We start from the raw sequence: 19,783 nt of genomic DNA on the forward strand, positions 1-19,783 counted from the left end.
TCGGCGGCCGAGTCGTCGTGGGGAACCGGGCGGCCAAGCCAGCCAAGCCACAGACGGCAGCCGCGTGAAAGCCACACCCGGTTCCCCTGGGTGCCGCAACCCTACGAATGGCTGGGGCGATCCCAGAAGGAAGGTAGAGCCGCGTGAACGTCGCCGAACTCCTCGCCGGCCTCCAGACCCAGCACGACGAGGCCACCGCCCGAGCCGGGGAACTACGCGGTCAGATCGAGCACCTCACCGCCGCCCTGGCCGAGACCGAAGCGCGACTTACGGATCTGACCACTACCCGGAACGTCATCGCGGAACTCGCGCCGACGGGAGACGAGCCCGATCCGCTCGAGACGAACACCGCCTACCAGGCCATCGTAAACGCCTTCAACCAGCACCCCGACCAGGCATTCAGGGCCCGTGAGCTGCACGAACTCCTGGGCACGCCCACCCACGAAGCGTCCGTCAACATCACCCGCAGCCGCCTCGGACGCCTCACCCGCCAAGGCTTCCTCACCCAACCCGAACGAGGCCGCTACCAGAAACAGACTTAACGTCCACTAAGAACCGGAACGGCGCTTCGCGTCCGCCGGGCCATCACATTGGATCTCGCTCGCACAAAGGACCGTTTTTGAGACCGGCGCAGACTCGGTAGAGCTTGAGATCTCAGGCCCGGGAGCGGCCGGTCGATCAGCGGGGCAGGATGCGCATTACTGCCTCGCGTTCGCCGCTGAGCCGCAGGCCTTGCTGCACTGCGGCGCTCAGATCGAGGTCGCCGAGCAGAGTTGCAGCCAGCAGGTGCGGCGGTCCGCTCAGTGACGCGGTGGGGTGGTCGACCCGGCCGGTATGTGTGTGCACCGAGCCGTCCTTGACTTCGATGACCAGGTCTTCGTTGCCGTCGGCGTGCAGTTGCAGGGCGATTGCCGGCTGATCGGGGCGGTGGTCGGTCAGTGCTCGGGCGGGCATGTCCAGCCAGTGGGTGCGGAAGGTGTCGTTGCCGCCCGGCTCACGCAACAGCGGCACGCCCCACCGGCTCAGTTCCTGCAGCGCCGGCTCGAGCTCGCGGCCACGCTCGGTGAGGGAGAACAGGGTGGTGGCCACCGGCGGCGGGGCGGCCTCGCGGTGGATCAGGCCGGCTTCCTCGAGTCCGCGGAGCCGGTCGACCAGCAGGTTGCTGGCGATCCCGGGCAGCCCGTTGCGCAGGTCGGTGTGCCGGCAAGGGCCCAGGGCGAGCAGTTCACGGACGATCAGTAGGGTCCATCGGTCGCCGATGACGTCCAGTGCTTTCGCGATGCCGCAGTACTGCCCGTAGGTGCGCATGCCACCACCCTACATCGCGGTGTTGAGATTCAAAACTCTCTTGTTGACTTTCTCAACAACGTCGGTCTAGCGTCGCTGCCCATGACCCCAACCCTTTCCGTGCGTCGGCTGGCCTGGGCCGGCGTCGAGATCCGTCTCGGCGACACCCGCCTGCTGATCGACCCGCTCGAGAACGTCGCTCCGCTGGCGCCGGTGATGGGGCCGCCGCACCGGCCGGTCGACCCGGTCGATACCCCACCCGGCACCCACGCCCTCATCACCCACCTGCACCCCGACCACTACGACCACGACCTGATCGCCCGGATCGCGGCCACCGGCACGATCGGCTGCCACACCCCGAGTGCGGCGGCGCTGCACGAGGTGGGCATCACCCCCGTCGCCCAGGACCTGGGCCAGTCACGCCGCATCGGAAAGCTGACCGTCACCCCGGTGACCTCGCTGGACTGGCGCGGCAACGACTGTGACCAGGTCGCCTGGGTCGTCGAAGGCACCGGCCGGCGGGTCATCCACTGCGGCGACACCCAGTGGCACGGCAGCTGGTGGCAGATCGCCCGCGACCACGGCCCGTTCGACGTCGCGTTCGTCCCGGTCAACGGCGTCATCGCCCACTTCGAGGGCTACGCGGCCAACGTCCCGGCGACCATGACCCCCGAGCAGGGCGTCGAGGCCGCCGTCGCACTCGGCGCCGGCACCGTCTGCGCCATGCACTACGGCCTGTTCCACAACCCGCCGTTCTACACCGAACAACCCGACATCGAGCAGCGCTTCCAGCGCGCCGCCGACGAGCGCGGCATCACCGCGGCCATCATCGCCGACGGCCAGCCCGTCCTCTGACCATCAGAAACAAGGAGCAACACATGAAGATCGTCCTGTTCGGTGCCAGCGGCAACATCGGCCGGCCCACCACCGAGGAACTACTGCGTCGCGGCCACACCGTCACCGCGGTCACCCGAGCCGGCCACATCGACGGACTCAAGTACAAGGCCCTGACCGTGACCACCGGTGACGTCACCGACGCCGCCGCGGTCGCCGGCCTCGCCGCCTCCCACGACGCCGTACTGTCGGCCGTCGGCCCCCGGATCGGCCAGGAGAACGACCGCGCCACGATCGTCGGTGCCGCCCGTGCGCTGATCGACGGACTCCGCCGAGCCGGCGTCACCCGCCTGGTCACCATCGGCGGTGCCGGTAGCCTACGCACGCCGACCGGCGCCCGGGTCATGGACGACCCGGACTTCCCCGCGCTGTGGAAGGCCAACGCCGAGGCCCAGTCCGAAGCGCTCGACCTCTACCGCGGCGTGCACGACCTCGACTGGACGTACGTGTCGCCCGCCGCAGTCATCGGAGCGGGCGAGCAGACCGGGGCCTACCGCAGCGCCGGGGACACCCTGCTCACCGACGACGACGGCAACAGCCGCATCTCGTACGCCGACTACGCGATCGCCTTGGCCGACACGATCGAGAGCGGCACCGCGATCCGCCGCCGCATCACCGTGGCGTACTGAGCCATGAGCAACGACACCGCCGGCCGGCAAACCCGATTCATCGTCCTGCTCGCAGCGCTCGTAGCCCTGGGACCACTGTCCATCGACGGCTACCTGCCCGGACTGCCGAACCTCGCCGGCGACCTGCGCGCCAGCGCCGCGGCCACCCAGCTCACCATCACCGCCTGCCTGGCCGGGCTGGCCATCGGGCAGCTGATCGCCGGGCCGCTGAGCGACACCTACGGCCGGCGGCGTCCGTTGCTGGCGGGCCTCGCCCTCTACACGATCGCCAGCGCGCTCTGCGCGGTGGCGCCCGACGTCCGGACCTTCGTCGGCCTACGCCTGGTCCAGGGCATCGGCGGGGCGTTCGGCATCGTCATCGCCAACGCCATGGTCCGCGACCGCACCTCCGGAACCCGCACCGCACGTCTTTTCTCCGCACTGACCTTGATCACCGGCCTGGCGCCGGTGTTCGCGCCGGTCCTCGGCGGCCAGCTACTGCGCGTCACGGCCTGGCCGGGGATCTTCGTGGGCCTGGCCGTACTCGGCGCCGTGATGCTGGCGGCCTCCGCCGCAGCACTGCCGCAGACCCGGTCCTCCGCGTCACGCCAGCCGCTGCTGGCTGTCGTCGGGCAGCTGCTCAGCGACCGGGTCTTCACCGGGTACGTCCTGGCCAACGGCCTGGTCTTCGCGGCGATGTTCGCCTACATCTCCGGCTCGCCGTTCGTCCTGCAGGAAATCCACGGCCTGTCACCACAGCAGTACAGCGCCGTGTTCGCCGTCAACGCCGCCGGACTCATTGCGGCCGCCCAGATCAGCGGCCGGCTGGTGACCCGGGCCGGCGCCCGCGTGCTGCTGCTCGCCGGTCTGCTGGGCGCGACAGCCGGTGGCACCACGGTCCTGGGCGCGGTGCTGACACGGGCACCCCTGCCCGCGCTCCTGATCGGCCTGTTCGTCCTGGTCTCCAGCGTGGGCCTCGTCATGCCGAACGCCGCGGCCCAGGCCCTGGCCGACCACGGCGGACACGCCGGGTCGGCCGCCGCTCTGCTCGGCTTCAGCCAGTTCATGATCGGCGGAGCACTTGCTCCGCTGGCCGGCGCGGGTGGCGCCACCGACGCCTTGCCGATGGGAATCATCGTCGCCGTACTGCCGGCGCTCGCTCTGCTCACACTCGGCGTCCTCACCCGGTCGATGTCCGGTGAGCGCACTCGCAGGCCGGCTCGCCAAGGACCTGCCGGGCACCGGCGACCGCGCCGGCACATCGATCGCAGACGACCCGGCATCCAATGAATCGGGCCAGCGTCAGGCGAACAGGGTGAACGGGCACGCCTATGGCAGCAGGCCGTCCTCCTGATTGGCACCGGACGGCAGCAGCTTAGTCACCTCGCGACAGCCATGATCACGACAGCTGCCCAGGCTGGCAGGAGACAGTTCATCCCGCCCGGCTGACGCCCATCCAGTGCCACCGTCGCACCCATTCACACGCGCGGGTGGAGCGACTACAGCGAATTCCTCACGGCGGGCCTCGGCTCACGTCTGGCGAAACTGCTGCCGCAGGGCGCGGCGTCACGACGGTGTGATGCCTGTGAGGGAGAGGGCCAGGCCTTCGGTCAGCCATCGGTGGGCCACTGTCATATTCAGGATGCGGCCGCACGTGGCGGTGCCGACCAGGGACCAGTACCGCTCCAGGCGAGGGTCGAAGCCCGACGAGCGGGTCACCAGTCCGTGCAGGTGGGTGCGGAAGGCGGGGGTGTCCGATTCGCGGCGGGCGCGGGCGTGGGCCGACGCGAACGCGTCCACCGCGGGCCCCGGCCCGGGTGGCAGCCCCTGGGCGAGGGCGGCGACCGTCAGGGCCGCGGCTTCGTCGATCTCGGCATAGAAGGCCGGGCCGTCCCGCATCTCCTCGTCGTGGTCCTGGGTCCAGCGGGTGAAGCTGGGCGTAGCGATGAGCAGGTGCATCTCGGCGTAGGCCAGGGCCGTGGCGGGGACGGGGTCCTGGGGCGGGGCGGGGGCCAGCATGGCGATCATGGTGTCGAGCCGGCGTGGGGGCATGGCCGCGGACAGCTCCCGGTACCAGTGGTCGGTGAGCGTGCGTCGCGCCTCCGGAAGTCTCTGGACCCGCGAGAGTATCTCCAGCCGCCGGAGCCGCTCCTCCCCCTCGCAGTCGTCCAGGGCCTTGAGCGTGGCCTCGCGCCAGCGTAGTTCGGTCAGGCGTTCCTGCACGGCTCCGAGCTCGGCGGACACCAGTTCGTCGAGCGTGCGCTCTCCGGTGACGACTTGGGTGATGGTCGCGATCGGGGTCTCCAGCGCCCGCAGGCGTCGGATGAGCCGGATCCGCTCCCACGCCTCGGGGCCGTAGCGCCGATGGCCACCGCTGCTGCGGGCGGCCACGGGCAGCAGGCCGCTGTCGGAGTAGTAGCGGACGGTCTTGACGGGCAGGCCCGTGCCGGCCGCGAGCTCACCGATGCTCCACGTGTCTTGCGTCACAGCTTCTTGAACCTCCAGTGCGCGGGAGGTCCTAGCGTATGGATCACCGAAGGCGCCGGCCCGCACCGATGCCGCAGCTCAGACCGCGTACGGTCGATCCAGAATGGTTGATGTGCATGTCCCCGACCACGACAGCACCGCGTCCCGGCCGGAGGGCTGCACTCCGCGCGGTGCTCCTCCCCTTGCTGTGCACGGCCGCACTGCTCACGGCCACCGCCGCACCCGCCGCCGCGCTCCCCGGTCCGCCCGTCGTCCGGACCGAACAGGGCCTGGTGCGCGGGGTGACGCACGGGGCGTACACCACCTTTGACGGGCTTCCCTACGCCACGCCGCCGACCGGACCGCTGCGCTGGCAGGCTCCCGCGCCCGCCGCTGCCTGGCAGGGTGTCCGGGACGCGACGAAGCCGGCCCAGCGGTGTGTGCAGATGCCTGCTCCGGGCACGGACGCGGGGGCCGTCGTCGGCTCGGAGGACTGCCTCTACCTCAATGTCACGGTGCTGGCGACGAAGCCGGCCGGGACGAAGCGGCCCGTGCTGGTGTGGATGCACGGCGGCGCGTTCCTGGGCGGTTCCGGCGGCGACTACGGCGCGGAACGCCTGGCGGTCCAGGGGGATGCCGTCGTCGTCACGGTCAACTACCGGCTGGGGATCTTCGGCTTCTTCGGCCACGCCGGACTGGGCGCCGCCCTGCCGTTCGGCCTGGCCGACCAGCAGGCCGCGCTGCGCTGGGTACGGGCCAACGCGGGACGTTTCGGCGGTGATCCGGGCAAGGTCACGCTGTTCGGGGAGTCCGCAGGCGCCCTCAGCATCTGTGCGCACCTCACCTCGCCGACGGCAGCGGGGCTCTTCCAGCGCGCCGTCCTGCAGAGCGGTTCCTGTTCCACGTCCTTCCCGCGCGGCGCCCTCGCCCCCGGAACGCCGGGGTACGAGCCGTTCGCCCCGCAGGCCGACGTCTGGACGGCCGGCGCGGAGGCCGCACGGCAACTGGGCTGCACGGCGGGTGGTGGGGAGGAGGTGCTCGCGTGCCTGCGCGGGCAGAGCACCGAGCGTCTCGGCACCGCGCAGCTGATGCAGTCCTTCAACCGGCCCGCGTACGGCAACGGGCTGCTGCCGGTCGCACCGCACGAGGCGTTGGCGTCGGGGCGCTTCCACCGCGTGCCGGTCTTGCTGGGCACCAACCGCGACGAGATGCGGATGTTCACGGGCCTCTCGCTCGCCGCGTTCCCCATCCGCACCGAGAGCGACTACCGGGCCCGTCTGGCGGAGGCCTTCGGGCCCGCGGCGTCGGCAGTCGAGGCACGGTACCCGGCGGCACGCCATGCTTCTCCCGCGCTGGCGTGGGCCGCGGCGCTGACCGACCGGTCCTTCGCGTGCACCACGCTGGCGGACGGCCGGGCCATCGCCGCGCACGCCCCGGGCGTGCCGCTGTACGCCTACGAGTTCAGCGACGCGGACGCTCCCGTCCTCGCCGGCCTGCCCGCGAACCCCGGCTTCCCCTATGGCGCGGCGCACGGCTTCGAGATGCCGTTCCTGTTCCCTTCCTTCCCGACGCAGCGACCACTGACCGGTGATCAGTCCGCCCTGTCGGACCGGATGATCGGCTACTGGACTGACTTCGCGCGCACCGGCGACCCGAACAGCGCCGGGGCACCTCGCTGGCCGAGGCTCCGCCCGTGGTCGCCCCTCGAGCCGTCGGTGCAGTCGCTGGCTCCGGGACCGGGCGGGATCCACCCGGTCGACGCGTACTCCGCGCACACGTGCTCCCTGTGGGACCGTCTGGCCGAGTGAGCTTCCACGGGGCGGAGAGGGCAGGATTCGAACCTGCGTGGGTTCCGGTGGAACCCGAACGACCAGTGGCCGGTCCCCGATCAACCGCTCCGGGCACCTCTCCCTCGTGAGCCAGCTCAGTTGTGCGCCCGCCCGGTCACGACAGCCAGATTGCACCAGGGCCGCTGACTACGCGCTGACGCGGAGGGAGAGGGGCCCCGGTTCCTGTTACGGCGTGGCCTCGTGGTTGTTGTGGACCGTGAACTCGCCGGTGCCGGTGGTGCCCGTCGCGGTGCGGCGGAGGGTGAGGGTGACTGCTCCGGAACCGCCGGCGGCCAGCTGTGACGATGTCTTTGCCGGGGCGTATTGGTGAAGGCACTCGCCCGAGTCCGAGAAGCTGGTCTCCTCGCCGTAGGCGTTCGTCGCGCCGACCGTCACCGCCCGGGAGGCGGAGGCGGGCGAGACGAGGCAGGCGTCGGCATTGAAGTCACCCGCCGGGACGACCGGCAGGACTCCCCGGCCGGCCACGACTTCGACGGCGCCGTTGACCGCAGCCGTTTTCTCGCCCGCGTAGGCGGCGAGCAGGACTGCCGGGTGCTGCGCGTTGCGTGCCACCCAGTCGAAGCCCCCGAGGATCCCTGACACGGAACCCCTCGCGTCACAGCCCAGAACCCGGACGCTGACCAAATTCACCTTCCGTGCGACGCCGTAGGACGTGCCGCCGACGGTGCTCGCCACGTGCGTGCCCCAGCCGTTGCAGTCCGCGCCGTTGCGTCGTCACCAACCGCGTCGAAGCCGGGTCGCATGATGTTCGTGCACCACAGGAAGCATTCAGCGGCCCTCTGATGCTCCGCGAATTCGCCGAGCTCAAGAAGCACTGGGGCATCTCCATCCAAGCCCTGATCAACCGCGCACACGACCTGGGCCACATCGACCATGCCCGCAGGGAGAGCCTGTACAAGCAGCTCGCCGCCCGGGGTTGGCGCACCAACGAGCCCGTCGTTGTCCACCCCGAGCAGCCCACCCTCGTCCGCGCCATGCTCGGCCGCAAGTACGGTGAGCCACACAACCGGTGACCCACAGTCACAGAACTTGAGCCAGTTCTGTGGACCTGGCGCGATGCGGCAGGTCCGGGCACTGGACCATGTGCAGGTCGGCTGCGGTGCCGACGGGATTCGAACCCGCGGACAGATGGGAGCAGGTCCGCCCCGTCTCCGTCAGTCGCCGTGGGAGGGACCTCGCCCACGTCGATCGCAATGGGCCGCTCTGCCACGGCACCGCAACCTGCGGGAATGCGCGCACTCTCGCTGTGACCAAGGGTAGAGACACCGTTCGCCGCCGACGAACCCTTATCCGGGAAGCCGGAAGCTACTGCCGTAGGTCCACAGAAGTTGTGCCAGATCCCGTTCTCGCGAACAGAGCCACGCGGCCGATCCGGCCCATCAGCGCCTGGGCCTGCTCCGGCATGCACACGGCGAGCCGGTACCGCCAGCCGTCCCACAGCTCGACGTGCTCGACCGCGCCGAGCCGTACCAGTGCCCGGACCGTCCGCCGCACGGTGTCCAGGCCTGTGCCGGCGCGCACAGCATGTGCAGCTCCCGGTGTCGGTGCCTCATCCCCGAGGGCACTGCTTCTCTGCACCTCACCCGATCGGGCGACCGGAGTCGCCGGGGACCGGCGCGCTGTCGGCCGTGAAACCCTGTGGATCTGTGACTCGCGCCCGTGATCCACTGAGGCCATGAGCTTGTCAGTGAAGGTGTTCGTCGTCGGTGAAGACGGCAAGAGGAACCTGCTGGACGTTCCGGAGGGCAGTTCCGACCTCGCGGGCTTCGAGCGTTGGCGCACCTCCGTGTGGGGGTCCGAGGCCGCGCGCTCGTTGGGGGCGAGGTTCTTCCCGATCTTGGCCAACGGCGACCTCACGGTGGCGCCGGACCAGGTGGCGGACTTCCTGGGTGAATGTGCCTTGATCCGGAGCAACCTCGAACTCGTCGCGCCCAGCGCCGACCCAGCGAAGTCGCATGCGGAGTACGTCCGGCAGATCTCCGAGCGCCTGCGGAACATCGAGGACGCCGCCGAGCATGCGCGGAGCGTCAGGGGCGGTGTGATCATCTGGTAGGGCGTCCGTTCTGGACTATTCCGCTCGGCGGGATGGCCGAGGCCGGGGAAGGCCGAGGTCGACGACGGGCCGGCGGCTGCGGCGGCTGGCTTCATCTCTCTTGCCGCGGAGGAAGGTGAGGGTGAGGTCGATACCTTCGATCTCACCGATCCAGCCTTCGGCTTCAGCGCGCTGCCGCCGGTCGAGGAGGTCTTGTTCGAGCTCGTCCAGGCGAGGCAGCATCTTCGGGTTGACGCGCAGCATCGGGCACCGGATGCCCCGTTGACTGAACGAACCACGTTGATTGTGCAGTTCAGGGCACAGGTGACGTTGTCGCCCAGTACGGTCTGCGGTCGTGATGAACGATCGTGTGCCCGAGCGGGATCTGTCGAGGTTGGCCGTTCCTCGGTGGGGTCGGCTGGTGGAGACCGGCGACCGGTACGAGCCGTACCAGCTCGTCGACGCCGACGGCGCGGCCGTGGCGCCGGTCGCGGTGTACTTCCAGGAACTGCTCGCAGCCGGGAAGGCGGCGACAACCGTCCGCTCCTATGGCATGGACCTGCTGCGATGGTGGAGGTTCCTGCACGCGGTCGAAGTGCCGTGGGATCGAGCGACGCGCGTGGACGCTCGGGATTTCAGCTGCTGGCTCCAGCGGACGGTCAAGCCGCGAGCGACCGCAGCCAGGCGGGCTCCGGCCCGCACCGTCGGCGCCCCGAACCCGGTGACCGGGAAATCCACCCCGGGGCCTGGCTATGCCCCGTCGACCGTCGCCCACAGCGAGACAGTGCTGCGCAGGTTCTACGACCTGCACCGTGATGCCGGATCCGGGCCGCTGCTCAACCCTTTCCCGCTGGACCTAGCGCGTCGTTCCGGCCGCGCGCACGCACACCAAGCCGGTCAGGTTCTCGTGGTGGAACAGCTCGAAGGACACGTCGCGGTCGTGGCCGACGTAATTGGTCGCGGATCCGACGATGACCTCGCGCAGCAGGGTGAAGTCGTCGTGGCTGTGCAGCTGCATGAACGTGGTCCTCTGGTCGCGGGTCAGCTGGTGGCGGGGGCCGGGTAGTGCTGGACGGTGTGGTGGCGGCCGCGACGGAAGTGCAGGCGGACACCGTCGGCGGCGGGGGCCAGGGTGCGCTGCTCGCTCCAGGCGCAGAAGCGGTATCTGCCCGTCGCCGACGGGCAGCAGGGCGAAGTCCCGGCCCCCGCTGGCAAGCATCAGTCGGCCGTGCTGGTGGTGGAGGTGGGCGGGGAGGAGGGGGCCGTCGAGGACCTGGTCGTCGCGGCCGAAGTCGGTGAACCCTGCCGGGAGCAGCACCTCGTACGGCAGCGGCACCGCGACAGTGTCGGTGGAGGTCGGGGTGGGGCGGTTGATGAGCGCGTCGGCGTCGGCGAGCCGGTCCTGCCAGTCGGCGGGCAGCAGGGCAGCAAGCTGGGCGGTGAACAGGACGTCGATGATGGCGTGGACCCGGGTGGTGGTGCCGAGGTTGCGGACAGCGTGCTCGCGGGAGAAGTCGCCGTACCAGAACTCGCCGGGCTGCCAGTAGTACTCGATCCCGTCCAGGAGCAGGATGGCGTCGGGGTTGGTGACGATCGGGATGTGCAGGCGGGCGAGGGCGTACTTGGGGTCGCAGTGCCGCTCGCCGACTGCGCCGGGGCCGAGCGCCATGAGGCGGGCGGCGTTCAGCGGGGCGGGGATCGCGTCGATCACTTCGGCGAGGTAGGGCATGCGGTCCAGCCACTCGGTGGCGGCGCAGGTGTCGGGGCCCGGGCCACCGGGGTCGGTGCGTTCGGCGTCGCCGTTGGGGGCGCGCAGGGGCAGGACACGCCAGTCGATGTCGGTGACGGCGCCGAGCTGGCCGCCGGCGGCGCGGCCCTGCTGGAGCTTCCAGGCGTGGCCGTTGACCTGCTGGAGCTCGGCGGCCAGGTGCTCCGCGTTGAGGGTGGTGGTCAGGCGGGCGGCCCCGGCGGGCAGGACGGGGGTGGTGGTCATGACGGGCTCCGTTCAGGAGGAGAAGGCGGTGGCGGGGGCGCCGAGGTGTTCGGCGGGGTCGTACGTTCCGGCGGGGACGGTCGCGAAGCGGGCGTCGAGCTGGTCGAAGACCTCGTGGTGGCCGGTGGCGGGGTTGTAGGCGAGGCAGAACACGAACTGGGCTCCGGGCGGGCTGGTGGTGATGGGCATGGAGACGATCACCCCGGTGCGGGTGGCCGGGTTCCAGGTGCAGCCGAGGTCGTCGAGCGCGGTGTGGAAAGCGTCGGCGTCGGGGACGTGCCAGGTCGGGGGGGGACGTGGTACTCGACGACCGCCCGGGCCGGGGAGGCGGCGGTGTCGACGATGCGGTGGGCGATCACCTGGTAGATGTTCAGGGACCCGGAGACCTGGGCGTTGACCTCGGTGAAGTACACCCGGCCGTCAGGGGTGGTGATGGCGTCGGCGGACAGGTGCCCGCGATAGCCGAGTGCCTGGTAGGCATCGGCGAGACGGGTGCCGCCATGGACGAGGCGGCCGTGGAGAAGCGGGTCGGCGCCTTGGAGCGGGACGGTCTGGTGAGACAGGCGGCGGCCGACGTAGTGCAGGCGGCCCTGCTCGGTGGGGTGGGTACCGGTGTCGGAGGCGTAGTGCTCGGAGTAGATCGCGTCCGCAGTCGGCATGAAGGCGGCGACGACCGGGTGCCGACCGCCGTTGCTGGCCCAGTCCCAGCGCTCGTCCCAGTAAGCGCTGATGCCCGCGGAGCCCGGGGTGAGGTGGTGGAGGTGGCGGGCGCCATCGACTCCCTGCGCGCCAGCGCCTCCACCGTGCGCGAGCTCCGCGACCGGATGGGCCTGCTGTCCCGGATCGTCGAGGGCGACGTCCCGCTCGCCGCCGCCTTCCCCACCGGTGATCCGTGGGGCGTGGCCGCCCGGGGCACGGACCGTACGGAGTTCGGCGGACCCGCGATCGTCCCGACCATGTGGCAGCTGATCAAGCTGGCCCAGGACGGCAAGCGGGCGGCCGCCGGCGGACGGGAGACGACGACCTACCCCGAGGCCATGGCCGGGATCGGGATCGGCTGGGAGTCCAAGGCCGCCTCCGCCCGGCGCCGCCGCGAGCGGGACTCGGCCGTCGCGGTCGAGGTCCTGCGGATCGCCTGCGAGAAGTGCGGGGCGGGTGGCGGCGAGCAGTGCCGCACCGCGAAGGGCTGGACGACCGAGAAGCCCCACGTCGGCCGCCAGCGGGAGGCCGAGACCACGGTGGACGCCGCGCTCGGCTACCTCGGGGACAACCCCGTCGCGGTGCCCGACGCCTGACAGACCCTCTGACGGACCCCGAGCTACGCCTCGACCAACACCCGCGCCCGCGGCCGTTTCACCCGTAACTTCGTCGTGCAGGGCAGCGCCGCGGACTGGACCCTGCTGCTGCTCGCGGCCTTGCGGCAGACGCTCGCCGGGATGCGGGCCGAGCTGGTGTTCTTCCAGCACGACGAGGTGATCGTGCACTGCCCGGCCGAGGAGGCCGAGGCCGTGGCGGAGGCCATCCGGGCCGCCGGTGACCGGGCCGGGCGGATCACCTTCGGCGACACCCCGGTCCGTTTCCCGTTCACCACGGCCGTCGTGGAGTGCTACGCCAACGCGAAGTGATCCAGTTCCATCCACATGGGGTCGAGGGCGATGACGTTCATCTCCTCCAGCGTCAGCGCGGGCGTCTCACGGGTGGCCGGGCCGCTCTCGTCGGCGGCGTTGCAGGCGGTGAGCGTCACCCTCAGCCCGTTCTTGTGCAGGCTGTCCACGGTCCACCGGACCACACCCTTGCCCTTCTCCGCGGGACCCTGTGTGACCTTGATCTGCGTACCGTCGTGCAGCGGGGGGACGTTGCCCTCGAAGTTCGGGGCGCCGGTCTCCTTGACGACGTCGAGCCTGATCAGGGACTTGCCCTTGCCGTCGTCGACCACGACGTAGCCGGACCCCGACTGTCCACCCTTGGAGACGGCCGCGCCCTTCATCGGGTTCACCATCTTCTCCAGTTGCTGCAGTGCGTTCAGATCCCGCAGCGCGTTCGGCTTCGCGGGCGACCAGCCCTTCCCTTGCTGCGCGGCCGCAGGCAGGTCGTCCAGCGCCGGGTGCCACTTGTCCGAGGTGACCAGTGCCTTCAACCGGGCAGGGAACAGCGGCGGGTCGGTCCGGGAGATCTCCACAGGCGACCCGGACGGGGCATTCCCCGGGTACAGCCCGAACGGGGAATTCGATTCGGACAACCGGACCAGGTACCCCTGCGGGGTCGCGAGCACGGCCTTCCATTCCTTGAGGCCCGCGCCGAGGTTCGGGGGCTGGAGGCGCTGCTCGATCAGCAGCTTGGAGCCGTCGGCCAGTTGCTCCGCCGTGCAGTCATCGCCCGGCCCCAGGTACTTCTTGGCACAGACCGTCGCCACGTTGGCCACGCTGCCGCCGGGATCCACCCGGGACAGGCTGAACTCGATCTCCGCTCCGCCCTTCCCGTCGTCGTACACTCCGGTCACACCCGCGGAGCTGCGATCGGTACCGCTCGCCTTCTTGACGGTCAGCGTCCCTTCCGGCAGCAGCCCCTTGAGCATCTCGGCCACCTGTTCGCCGGAGACCGCGCCGGTACCGCGGGGCGGCGTCGGCGGCGGCGCCGGGGTGCCGCTCCCGCCCGACGGTCCGCCCGACGGTGACGGCGGCATCGCGACCTCGGCCCGGTCCGGCCCGTCCAGCAGGCCCCCGGCGTAGGCGCCCACCCCGCCGATCAGGGCCAGGGACAGCACCGATCCACCGATCACGGCCGCCCGGCGGCGGGCCACGAGCCGCCGCCCGCGCCGCTCACCGGCTTCCACGAGGGCGTGCCGGTCGGCCGTGAAACCGTCCCCCGCACGCCGGAGGGCTTCGCCGAGCTCGTCTTCAAAGGGCATGGGGAACCAAACCTTCCGTTCTCAGGGGTGTGCAGAGGACCAAGCCGGCACGGCGCCGCCCACCGGGGGCGGACCGGCCCCTTTCCGTACTCAGAGGCCCGCGAACTCGCCGATGCTGCCGCCCAGTTGCTCCCTGAGCCGGCCGAGCGCCCGCGAGGAACGGGTACGGACCGCCGCCGAGCTCGTGTTCATCGCGTCGGCGGTCTCCTCGATGCTGCGGTCCTCCCAGTACCGCAGCACGAGCACCGCCCGGTCCTTGGGCGCGAGCCGCCCCAGCGCCTCCAGCAGCGTCAGCCGCAACGCCGGATCGCCCGAACCGGAACCGGCGCCGGACCCGGCGGCGGCCGCGCCCGATTCGGGGAACTCCCCGACCGGGCGCTCTCCCGCCGACCGCCGCCGCTGGTGCGTCAGGAAGGCGCGTACGAGCACGGTCTGCGCGTACGCCGCCGGATTGTCGATACGGGAGATACGCCGCCAGAGCAGGTACATCCGGCCCAGGGTCTCCTGTACGAGGTCCTCCGCGAGATGGGTGTCCCCGTTGGTCAGCAGGCAGGCCGACCGGTACAGGTGCCCCGATCTGCCTTCCGCGAACTCACGGAACCCGTCTCTGCGACCCTGCCGCATCTACTCCCCCTCGCGTCGTCTCACCCCATCGACGCGACGGCCACCCGGGAATGTTTCACCCGAGTTCGTGGAAGTAGACGTGGAACTCCTCGCGTACGAAGCCCTCCGCCTCGTACAGCCCCTGCGCGACCGTGTTGTCGTAGGCGGTCTCCAGCTGCACGCCGGCCACCCCGGCCTCCCTCGCCCGGCGCAGCACCTCGCGCAGCAGGGCCCGGCCGGCGCCGGTGCGGCGGCCTTCCGGGGCCACGTACAGGTCGTTGAGGATCCAGGCGGTGTCCATGGTGAGCGAGGAGAAGGCCCGGTAGACCTGCGCGAATCCGACCGTGCCGACGCCCGGCGCGTCGGCGAGCAGGATCAGCGACTCGTCCTTCGCGATCCGCTCGGCGAGGAAGGCGCGGGGCCGGTCCGGATCGGTCACCTCCACCTCGTAGAAGTCGAGGTATCCGCGGAACAGCCCGGCCGCGACCTCGACGTCGGCCTCGCCGGCCACGCGAAGTTCGATCCCCGGAACCGGAACCAGAACCTGCTGCTCGCCGTGAACGCCCACACCCGTCTCCTTTGTCCGTCCCTGCGCGCCGGACCCATTGTGCGCGCAGGGACGGACGCCCCCGATGGCGGCCCGCGACCGCCCTACTTGGTGGTCGACTGGGCCGGCAGCGAGTACACGTTGTCCGGCGTCACGATCTTGGTGATGGCCTCGGCGAACAGCGTGCTCGGCTCCTCGCCCTCGGCGGTGAACGCCTTCCTGCCGGAGCTCCGGCTCGGCGACAAGGGCCGGCCCGGTGTTCTGGCCCCAGTCGATGTCCGCCTCGACGGTCCATTCGATGAGGTGCTGGCCATCGGCTTCTCCCGGATCACCGCACCAGAGCACAACGGCGGACCCGATGGGAGTGCGAACCCGAACTGTCATCTGCTGCTGCGGGGCCTGCGGCAGGATCTCTGTGCGGACGAACATCGCCTCATCATCCATGACGTCACGTCCCGCCGACGTGGAGTTATCGGGCTGCCGAGGTCAAGCGGCGGTGAGCCAGTCCCGGTAGGCGCCTGCGAGGTCGTCGTCGCGGCGTGTGCCGGCTTCGATGCAGGAGATTACGGCCGGCCAGACGCCGAAGTGCTCGGCGACGGTGGTGAGGGTGATGTTCTTGGACTGGCGTGCGGGCCGGAGGTCGGAGACGTCCGGGACGCTGACCGGTGTGGTGAGGTAGCGGAAGATCTCCCGGGCGATCGCGCGCTTGAGCAGGCGGATGATCTCCTTCTTGGTGCGTCCAGCGGCGGTCTGCCGGGCGACGTATTCGCGGGTGCGGACGTCGCTGGACATGCGGACGAGAGCGATGCGGTAGAGGGCTGAGTTCGCTCCACGGTCGCCGCCACGGGAGAGGCGGTGGCGGTTGGTTCTGCCGCTGGAGGCGGGAACGGGCGCGACGCCACAGAGGGCCGCGAACGATGCCTCGGTACGCAGTCGGTCGGGGTTTCCTCCGGCGGTGACCAGGAGCTGGGCTCCAGTGTCGGGGCCGACACCGAACGCGGCGCGAAGGCCGGGGTTGTGCTCGGTGACGGCGGTGTCCAGGGCGGCGGTGAGAGCGTCGTGTTCCGCGGTCAGGGCTTGGACCCGGCGGGCGAGGGTCTTCAGGGCGGTCAGGAGGACGACGCGCGCTCCGTCGCCGGTGGGACGGAGTCGGGCGATGGCGTCGACCAGCGTTTTTCCGCGCAGGGCGGTGTACTTGACGCGGATATCGCCTGGAGCGGTGATGAGGATGTGCGCGATCTGGTTCAGGGTGGCGGTCCGGGCCTTGACTGCGGACCTGGCGGCATTGTGTAACGCGCGTATGCCGCTGACGGTGTCGTCCTTGGGAATGACCGTTGCACGCCCGGACAGCGCAGCGCGGGCGGCCGCGTAGGCGTCGATGGGATCGGACTTGCCGACCCCTTGATCATCGGAGCTTCGTCGCCTGCGGGGCTGCTGTGGTGAAGGTTCGTCACATCCCTGTGACCTGCTGGTTCTCACAGCCGCCAGGACTATGAATCAGCCCTGGTGTCGTTGCCCACCTGCAGTGCGGCTTCATCCCCGCATCGCCAGCGCGAAGGCTACTTCGGTAGCGGCTCCGTGATGTGCTCAGGCACTGGGGTGTTCACGTCCCAGGCAGGCGGCGGTGTCCATGGCGATCAGAGCGTGGGCCATCGCCAAGGGAGAGGACGTCGGGACCAGGGCGTCATCCTGCGCCCGGTACGCGGTTGCGCCGCGGGCATCACCGCGTGAGTGGGCTGCCTGCGCCTGCTCGCTCTGGGCTGCACGCCCAGCCTCGCCGCGCACACATCCTCCCTGGCGGCGCCGGACGGGCGAGCCGCTGGCGGCAGGTCGACTCCGCCTACGCCTGGGCTGGCGAACCGAACGCGCAGCCGAGGTTAGGGTGTCCTTCAAACCGCTCATGGGGGATTTCGTGGACATAGACATCAAGACGTACTACGTGCGGAAAGGCGCGGGTGGTACCGACTCGGCGGCCGCCAAGGCGCTGGAGAACCTCCGCAAGTCCCTCGACTCGAGCGACACGGCAGCCGACGGCCACCACGGCTGGGCCTCCGCCGCTGCATTGAAGCGGTGCGCGACGGCCTGGGAGGACCACATGGTCGACCTGGGGAAGCAGATGAACACCATGGCCGACAACCTCCACACCACGGCCAACGCCTACGACACCACGGACGCCCAGGCGAAGGACGCCTTCAGCCGGCTCCGGAGCGGCCTCGCCGACTTCGGGAGGAACTGACCCGTGGTCACCTACCACGACCTGTACGACTGCCGTGTGGACCAGTGGCAGAAGGCAGCGGACGACTGGGTCGACCTCGCCCGGCGCTCCTCGTCCGCCTGCGAGGACATCCGCGCGCAGGGCAAGAAGCCACTCGATGACCACTGGGCGGACGCCACCGGCAAGACGGCGGGCAAGCGCCTGGAGGACCTCGCCGACCGCCTCGAGTCCGGCGGCGACATCATGAAGGGCGTGGCCATGGTCCTCGACGCCCTCGGCCACACCATGGGCTACGCCCAACGCACCCTGTTCCACGCCATCGAGCTGGCCAACGAGCACGGGCTCAGCATCCAGGACGGCCGCGCCACGGGCGTGTACACGGGCGCCGTGCCCACCGGCCCGAACGTCCCGCAGAACGTCCGCGACGCCTACACCAAAGAGCAGGGGTACATATCCGAGGTCGACGCGCTGATAGCGGAAGCGCTGCGTGAGGCCGGGCAAGCGGACGCGAAAGCCTCCGCCGAACTGGACAAGCTCGCGGGAACCATCAACGTCTCCGACACCTCGCAGGCCCACAACGAGCTCCTGGTCGAGGCCTCCCACATCGAGTTCGAGATACTCAGGGCGGACATCCCGGTCGGGAAGGACCCGCAGCTCGTCCGCGCCTGGTGGGACGGCCTGACGCCACAGCAACGCAAGGACCTCATGCGGGCCGACCCCGTGACCCTCGCCGACCTCAAAGGCCTGCCGCCCGAGGTCGGACGCGAGCTCCGCGGACCCGACGGCAAGATCGACCGCGTCGAAATGGTGCGGTACGCACTCGACCACTGGAACAAGAAGGACGACCTGGACTACGGGGACGTCGGCAACTGCACCAACTTCGTGTCCTCCAGCCTGGAAGCGGGCGGCATGAAGAAGAAGCTCTCCCCATGGACCGGGCTGATGGGCGACGACACCTGGGGCCGTCAGAGCGGGACCGGGTGGGACTGGTTCGACCAGCACGCGTACCACTCCGATTCCTGGGCCCGGGCCGAGGGGCTGCAGAACTTCCTGCTGCGCCACGGCAGTAAAGAGGTGCCGAGAGCGGAGGCGCGGCCCGGCGACATCGTCTTCTACGAGCAGGTGGCACCAGGCACGGAAACCGCCCCGGGCGAGACCCACCATGCCGCCGTCGTCACCTCGGTCACCCCGGACGGGGACATCAAGCTCACCCAGCACACCAGCTCCTTCCAGAACGTGAGCCTGGACAGCCGGGAACACATCGCGAACAGGAACGGGGGCGAGCAGCGCATCCGCATCGTCCGCCCGGAACCGGATTGGTACTGATGGCCGCCACCTCGCCCTCCCCCGCCACGAGCGACGGCACCGCGCGCCCGCATGCCGTCACGCCCGGCACCGTGACAGCGGCACTGCTGGTGCCGCTCCTGATCGTGGCCGGTGTGGCAACCTCCCTGCACACGCAGGAGATCCAGCACGAGTGGGCCGACCGGCAGCGGGAAGCGTGCCGCCACTTGCCCTTCCCGATGACGGAGTACGCCGCCGCGTGGGCCGGTGTGGCCCTCGGTGTGGCGGCGGTGGCGGTGTGCGTGCTGCTCGCACGGCGGCTGCGCGGCCGGTACGGCCTCCGGCTCGGGCAGACCTGGCCGGGACTGCTCGCCGGCACCACCGTGTGGTTCAGCGTGCTGGCGATCCCGATGGAGCTGATCCAGCTGTGGGTCGTGTACTCGGCCGCCGCGTCGGGGATCAACCTCGGCGACGGGTGTTAGCTCGCCGCCCGGTCCGGGATCCACGGGTCCCGGACCGGCCACGTTCACGTTCCATCGGGCCGACCCCGCCTGGGCAGGCCGGCACACGACTCAGAGGCCGACCGGAAGCACCGCACGCCCCGCCGACGGTCCTCTGGGTCTGGGGCCGATCACCCCATCGGGGGGGGTAGCCGTACGTCTGGTCGTGGTTCTCGCCCCGCGGGATGTGGATGTTCCTCGCTTCGCGCACGAGCAGGGGGCCTTCGCCCGTGAAGGTGGACACGCGGTTGGTTGTCACGCGGCGAGCATGAGCTTAGCCGTGTGGTGTCGTCGCTCGTATTCGTCCGGGCTGAGGTGGCCGTTGGCGGAGTGCCGGCGGCGGGTGTTGTAGCGAGTCAGCCAGGCGAAGACGGTCCTCCTGCAGGCGACGGGGTCGCCGTAGTCGCGGGCGCCCTGGAAGGTCTCGCGCTTGAGAGAGGCGTGGAAGCTCTCGCAGGCCGCGTTGTCCGCGCTGCTGCCGACAGTGCCCATTGAAGTTCCCCCTCTGAGCTGGACAGCCTGATACTGGGGCGGACAGCCCCGGAGGAAGCAGTTCCAGGTAGTGAGCAAGAAGAGCAATACGAGCAAGCGGTACA

Annotated in this window: 24 protein-coding genes, 2 tRNA genes and 3 pseudogenes; 13 read left to right on the forward strand and 16 right to left on the reverse strand. The window is 70.4% G+C overall.

Translation table 11 applies throughout. The annotated features are described in order from the left end of the window. The first annotated feature begins 143 nt into the window (after positions 1–143). Entirely contained in the window at positions 144–542 is a 399-nt protein-coding gene (locus tag ABTY04_RS37780; protein WP_352217969.1) for a hypothetical protein, read from the forward strand. 136 nt (positions 543–678) lie between these two features. Here the strand turns inward: ABTY04_RS37780 and ABTY04_RS37785 are convergent, their stop codons facing one another. Then, the gene (locus tag ABTY04_RS37785; RefSeq protein WP_352217970.1) at positions 679–1,308 is read right to left on the reverse strand and encodes a winged helix-turn-helix transcriptional regulator; all 630 of its coding nucleotides are present in this window, start codon (positions 1,306–1,308) and stop codon (positions 679–681) included. Between the two features lie 81 nt (positions 1,309–1,389). Between ABTY04_RS37785 and ABTY04_RS37790 the strand changes: the two genes are divergently transcribed. The 3 genes from ABTY04_RS37790 to ABTY04_RS37800 are packed head-to-tail and all read left to right on the forward strand — an operon-like array spanning position 1,390 to position 4,079. Next, the gene (locus ABTY04_RS37790) at positions 1,390–2,142 is read left to right on the forward strand and encodes an MBL fold metallo-hydrolase (RefSeq protein ID WP_352217971.1); all 753 of its coding nucleotides are present in this window, start codon (positions 1,390–1,392) and stop codon (positions 2,140–2,142) included. Positions 2,143–2,165: 23 nt separating this feature from the next. Continuing rightward, entirely contained in the window at positions 2,166–2,810 is a 645-nt protein-coding gene (locus tag ABTY04_RS37795) for an NAD(P)-dependent oxidoreductase (RefSeq protein ID WP_352217972.1), read from the forward strand. A 3-nt stretch (positions 2,811–2,813) separates the two neighbouring features. Continuing rightward, positions 2,814–4,079 (forward strand): multidrug effflux MFS transporter, encoded by a 1,266-nt coding sequence (locus tag ABTY04_RS37800; RefSeq protein WP_352217973.1) that lies wholly within the window; start codon positions 2,814–2,816, stop codon positions 4,077–4,079. Positions 4,080–4,355: 276 nt separating this feature from the next. Here the strand turns inward: ABTY04_RS37800 and ABTY04_RS37805 are convergent, their stop codons facing one another. Then, a complete protein-coding gene (locus tag ABTY04_RS37805; RefSeq protein ID WP_352217974.1) occupies positions 4,356–5,276 on the reverse strand; it encodes a MerR family transcriptional regulator in 921 nt (306 codons plus the stop codon). A 170-nt stretch (positions 5,277–5,446) separates the two neighbouring features. On the opposite strand from ABTY04_RS37805, the gene ABTY04_RS37810 reads away from it, so the two are divergent. After that, positions 5,447–7,063: a carboxylesterase/lipase family protein gene (locus tag ABTY04_RS37810; RefSeq protein ID WP_352217975.1), complete on the forward strand. Its 1,617-nt coding sequence runs from the start codon at positions 5,447–5,449 to the stop codon at positions 7,061–7,063. A 12-nt stretch (positions 7,064–7,075) separates the two neighbouring features. On the opposite strand, the gene ABTY04_RS37815 is transcribed toward ABTY04_RS37810, so the two are convergent. After that, positions 7,076–7,166, reverse strand: a tRNA-OTHER gene (locus ABTY04_RS37815). 104 nt (positions 7,167–7,270) lie between these two features. Further along, complete coding sequence (locus tag ABTY04_RS37820; RefSeq protein WP_352217976.1) at positions 7,271–7,780, reverse strand: S8 family serine peptidase; 510 nt, start codon at positions 7,778–7,780, stop codon at positions 7,271–7,273. Between the two features lie 107 nt (positions 7,781–7,887). On the opposite strand from ABTY04_RS37820, the gene ABTY04_RS37825 reads away from it, so the two are divergent. Next, positions 7,888–8,118: a hypothetical protein gene (locus ABTY04_RS37825; RefSeq protein ID WP_352217977.1), complete on the forward strand. Its 231-nt coding sequence runs from the start codon at positions 7,888–7,890 to the stop codon at positions 8,116–8,118. An 84-nt stretch (positions 8,119–8,202) separates the two neighbouring features. Here the strand turns inward: ABTY04_RS37825 and ABTY04_RS37830 are convergent. Both ABTY04_RS37830 and ABTY04_RS37835 read right to left on the reverse strand, forming a co-directional pair. Next, positions 8,203–8,321, reverse strand: a tRNA-Gly gene (locus tag ABTY04_RS37830). Between the two features lie 89 nt (positions 8,322–8,410). Further along, positions 8,411–8,626: a hypothetical protein gene (locus tag ABTY04_RS37835; RefSeq protein WP_352217978.1), complete on the reverse strand. Its 216-nt coding sequence runs from the start codon at positions 8,624–8,626 to the stop codon at positions 8,411–8,413. Between the two features lie 154 nt (positions 8,627–8,780). Here ABTY04_RS37835 and ABTY04_RS37840 point away from each other — a divergent pair, with 154 nt between their 5' ends. Continuing rightward, positions 8,781–9,158 carry a hypothetical protein gene (locus tag ABTY04_RS37840; protein WP_352217979.1) on the forward strand — a complete coding sequence of 126 codons (378 nt, stop codon included), beginning with the start codon at positions 8,781–8,783 and terminating at the stop codon, positions 9,156–9,158. Between the two features lie 15 nt (positions 9,159–9,173). Here ABTY04_RS37840 and ABTY04_RS37845 read toward each other — a convergent pair whose 3' ends face one another. Further along, positions 9,174–9,401: a recombinase gene (locus ABTY04_RS37845; RefSeq protein WP_352217980.1), complete on the reverse strand. Its 228-nt coding sequence runs from the start codon at positions 9,399–9,401 to the stop codon at positions 9,174–9,176. A gap of 94 nt (positions 9,402–9,495) precedes the next feature. Between ABTY04_RS37845 and ABTY04_RS37850 the strand changes: the two are divergent. Beyond that, positions 9,496–9,813: pseudogene (locus ABTY04_RS37850) on the forward strand (site-specific integrase); the annotation flags it as partial. Positions 9,814–9,993: 180 nt separating this feature from the next. On the opposite strand, the gene ABTY04_RS37855 reads toward ABTY04_RS37850, so the two are convergent. From ABTY04_RS37855 to ABTY04_RS37865, 3 genes are read right to left on the reverse strand one after another with little or no spacing between them, the layout of a single operon-like run. Next, complete coding sequence (locus ABTY04_RS37855) at positions 9,994–11,130, reverse strand: aspartyl/asparaginyl beta-hydroxylase domain-containing protein (RefSeq protein WP_352217981.1); 1,137 nt, start codon at positions 11,128–11,130, stop codon at positions 9,994–9,996. A 12-nt stretch (positions 11,131–11,142) separates the two neighbouring features. Then, on the reverse strand, positions 11,143–11,319 hold the full coding sequence (locus ABTY04_RS37860) for a hypothetical protein (RefSeq protein ID WP_352217982.1): 177 nt from the start codon (positions 11,317–11,319) through the stop codon (positions 11,143–11,145). 8 nt (positions 11,320–11,327) lie between these two features. Continuing rightward, positions 11,328–11,789 (reverse strand): hypothetical protein, encoded by a 462-nt coding sequence (locus ABTY04_RS37865; protein WP_352217983.1) that lies wholly within the window; start codon positions 11,787–11,789, stop codon positions 11,328–11,330. Positions 11,790–11,891: 102 nt separating this feature from the next. Here ABTY04_RS37865 and ABTY04_RS37870 point away from each other — a divergent pair, with 102 nt between their 5' ends. Next, a complete protein-coding gene (locus ABTY04_RS37870; protein WP_352217984.1) occupies positions 11,892–12,425 on the forward strand; it encodes a zinc finger domain-containing protein in 534 nt (177 codons plus the stop codon). 18 nt (positions 12,426–12,443) lie between these two features. Then, positions 12,444–12,755: pseudogene (locus tag ABTY04_RS37875) on the forward strand (DNA polymerase); the annotation flags it as partial. Here ABTY04_RS37875 and ABTY04_RS37880 read toward each other — a convergent pair. The 5 genes from ABTY04_RS37880 to ABTY04_RS37900 all read right to left on the reverse strand — a co-directional run bounded on the left by ABTY04_RS37880 (position 12,737) and on the right by ABTY04_RS37900 (position 16,667). After that, positions 12,737–14,038 carry a hypothetical protein gene (locus ABTY04_RS37880; protein ID WP_352217985.1) on the reverse strand — a complete coding sequence of 434 codons (1,302 nt, stop codon included), beginning with the start codon at positions 14,036–14,038 and terminating at the stop codon, positions 12,737–12,739. The pseudogene ABTY04_RS37875 and the gene ABTY04_RS37880 overlap by 19 nt on opposite strands. A gap of 90 nt (positions 14,039–14,128) precedes the next feature. After that, positions 14,129–14,662, reverse strand: a complete 534-nt coding sequence (locus ABTY04_RS37885; protein WP_352217986.1) for a SigE family RNA polymerase sigma factor — start codon at positions 14,660–14,662, stop codon at positions 14,129–14,131. Between the two features lie 55 nt (positions 14,663–14,717). Further along, entirely contained in the window at positions 14,718–15,209 is a 492-nt protein-coding gene (locus ABTY04_RS37890) for a GNAT family N-acetyltransferase (RefSeq protein WP_352217987.1), read from the reverse strand. An 83-nt stretch (positions 15,210–15,292) separates the two neighbouring features. Next, the gene (locus tag ABTY04_RS37895) at positions 15,293–15,433 is read right to left on the reverse strand and encodes a hypothetical protein (RefSeq protein WP_352217988.1); all 141 of its coding nucleotides are present in this window, start codon (positions 15,431–15,433) and stop codon (positions 15,293–15,295) included. Positions 15,434–15,674: 241 nt separating this feature from the next. Continuing rightward, complete coding sequence (locus ABTY04_RS37900; RefSeq protein ID WP_352217989.1) at positions 15,675–16,667, reverse strand: transposase; 993 nt, start codon at positions 16,665–16,667, stop codon at positions 15,675–15,677. 433 nt (positions 16,668–17,100) lie between these two features. On the opposite strand from ABTY04_RS37900, the gene ABTY04_RS37905 reads away from it, so the two are divergent. The 3 genes from ABTY04_RS37905 to ABTY04_RS37915 are packed head-to-tail and all read left to right on the forward strand — an operon-like array spanning position 17,101 to position 19,169. Continuing rightward, the gene (locus ABTY04_RS37905) at positions 17,101–17,424 is read left to right on the forward strand and encodes a type VII secretion target (RefSeq protein WP_352217990.1); all 324 of its coding nucleotides are present in this window, start codon (positions 17,101–17,103) and stop codon (positions 17,422–17,424) included. A gap of 3 nt (positions 17,425–17,427) precedes the next feature. Continuing rightward, positions 17,428–18,729 (forward strand): amidase domain-containing protein, encoded by a 1,302-nt coding sequence (locus ABTY04_RS37910; RefSeq protein ID WP_352217991.1) that lies wholly within the window; start codon positions 17,428–17,430, stop codon positions 18,727–18,729. Continuing rightward, positions 18,729–19,169 (forward strand): hypothetical protein, encoded by a 441-nt coding sequence (locus ABTY04_RS37915; protein ID WP_352217992.1) that lies wholly within the window; start codon positions 18,729–18,731, stop codon positions 19,167–19,169. Before ABTY04_RS37910 ends, ABTY04_RS37915 begins: the two co-directional genes overlap by 1 nt. Positions 19,170–19,442: 273 nt before the next feature. Here ABTY04_RS37915 and ABTY04_RS37920 read toward each other — a convergent pair. Then, a pseudogene (locus ABTY04_RS37920) lies at positions 19,443–19,682 on the reverse strand (integrase core domain-containing protein); the annotation flags it as partial. Between the last annotated feature and the right edge of the window lie 101 nt (positions 19,683–19,783).

It is taken from the genome of Streptomyces sp. NPDC097981, assembly GCF_040302565.1.
In the GTDB taxonomy this organism is placed as follows: domain Bacteria; phylum Actinomycetota; class Actinomycetes; order Streptomycetales; family Streptomycetaceae; genus Streptomyces.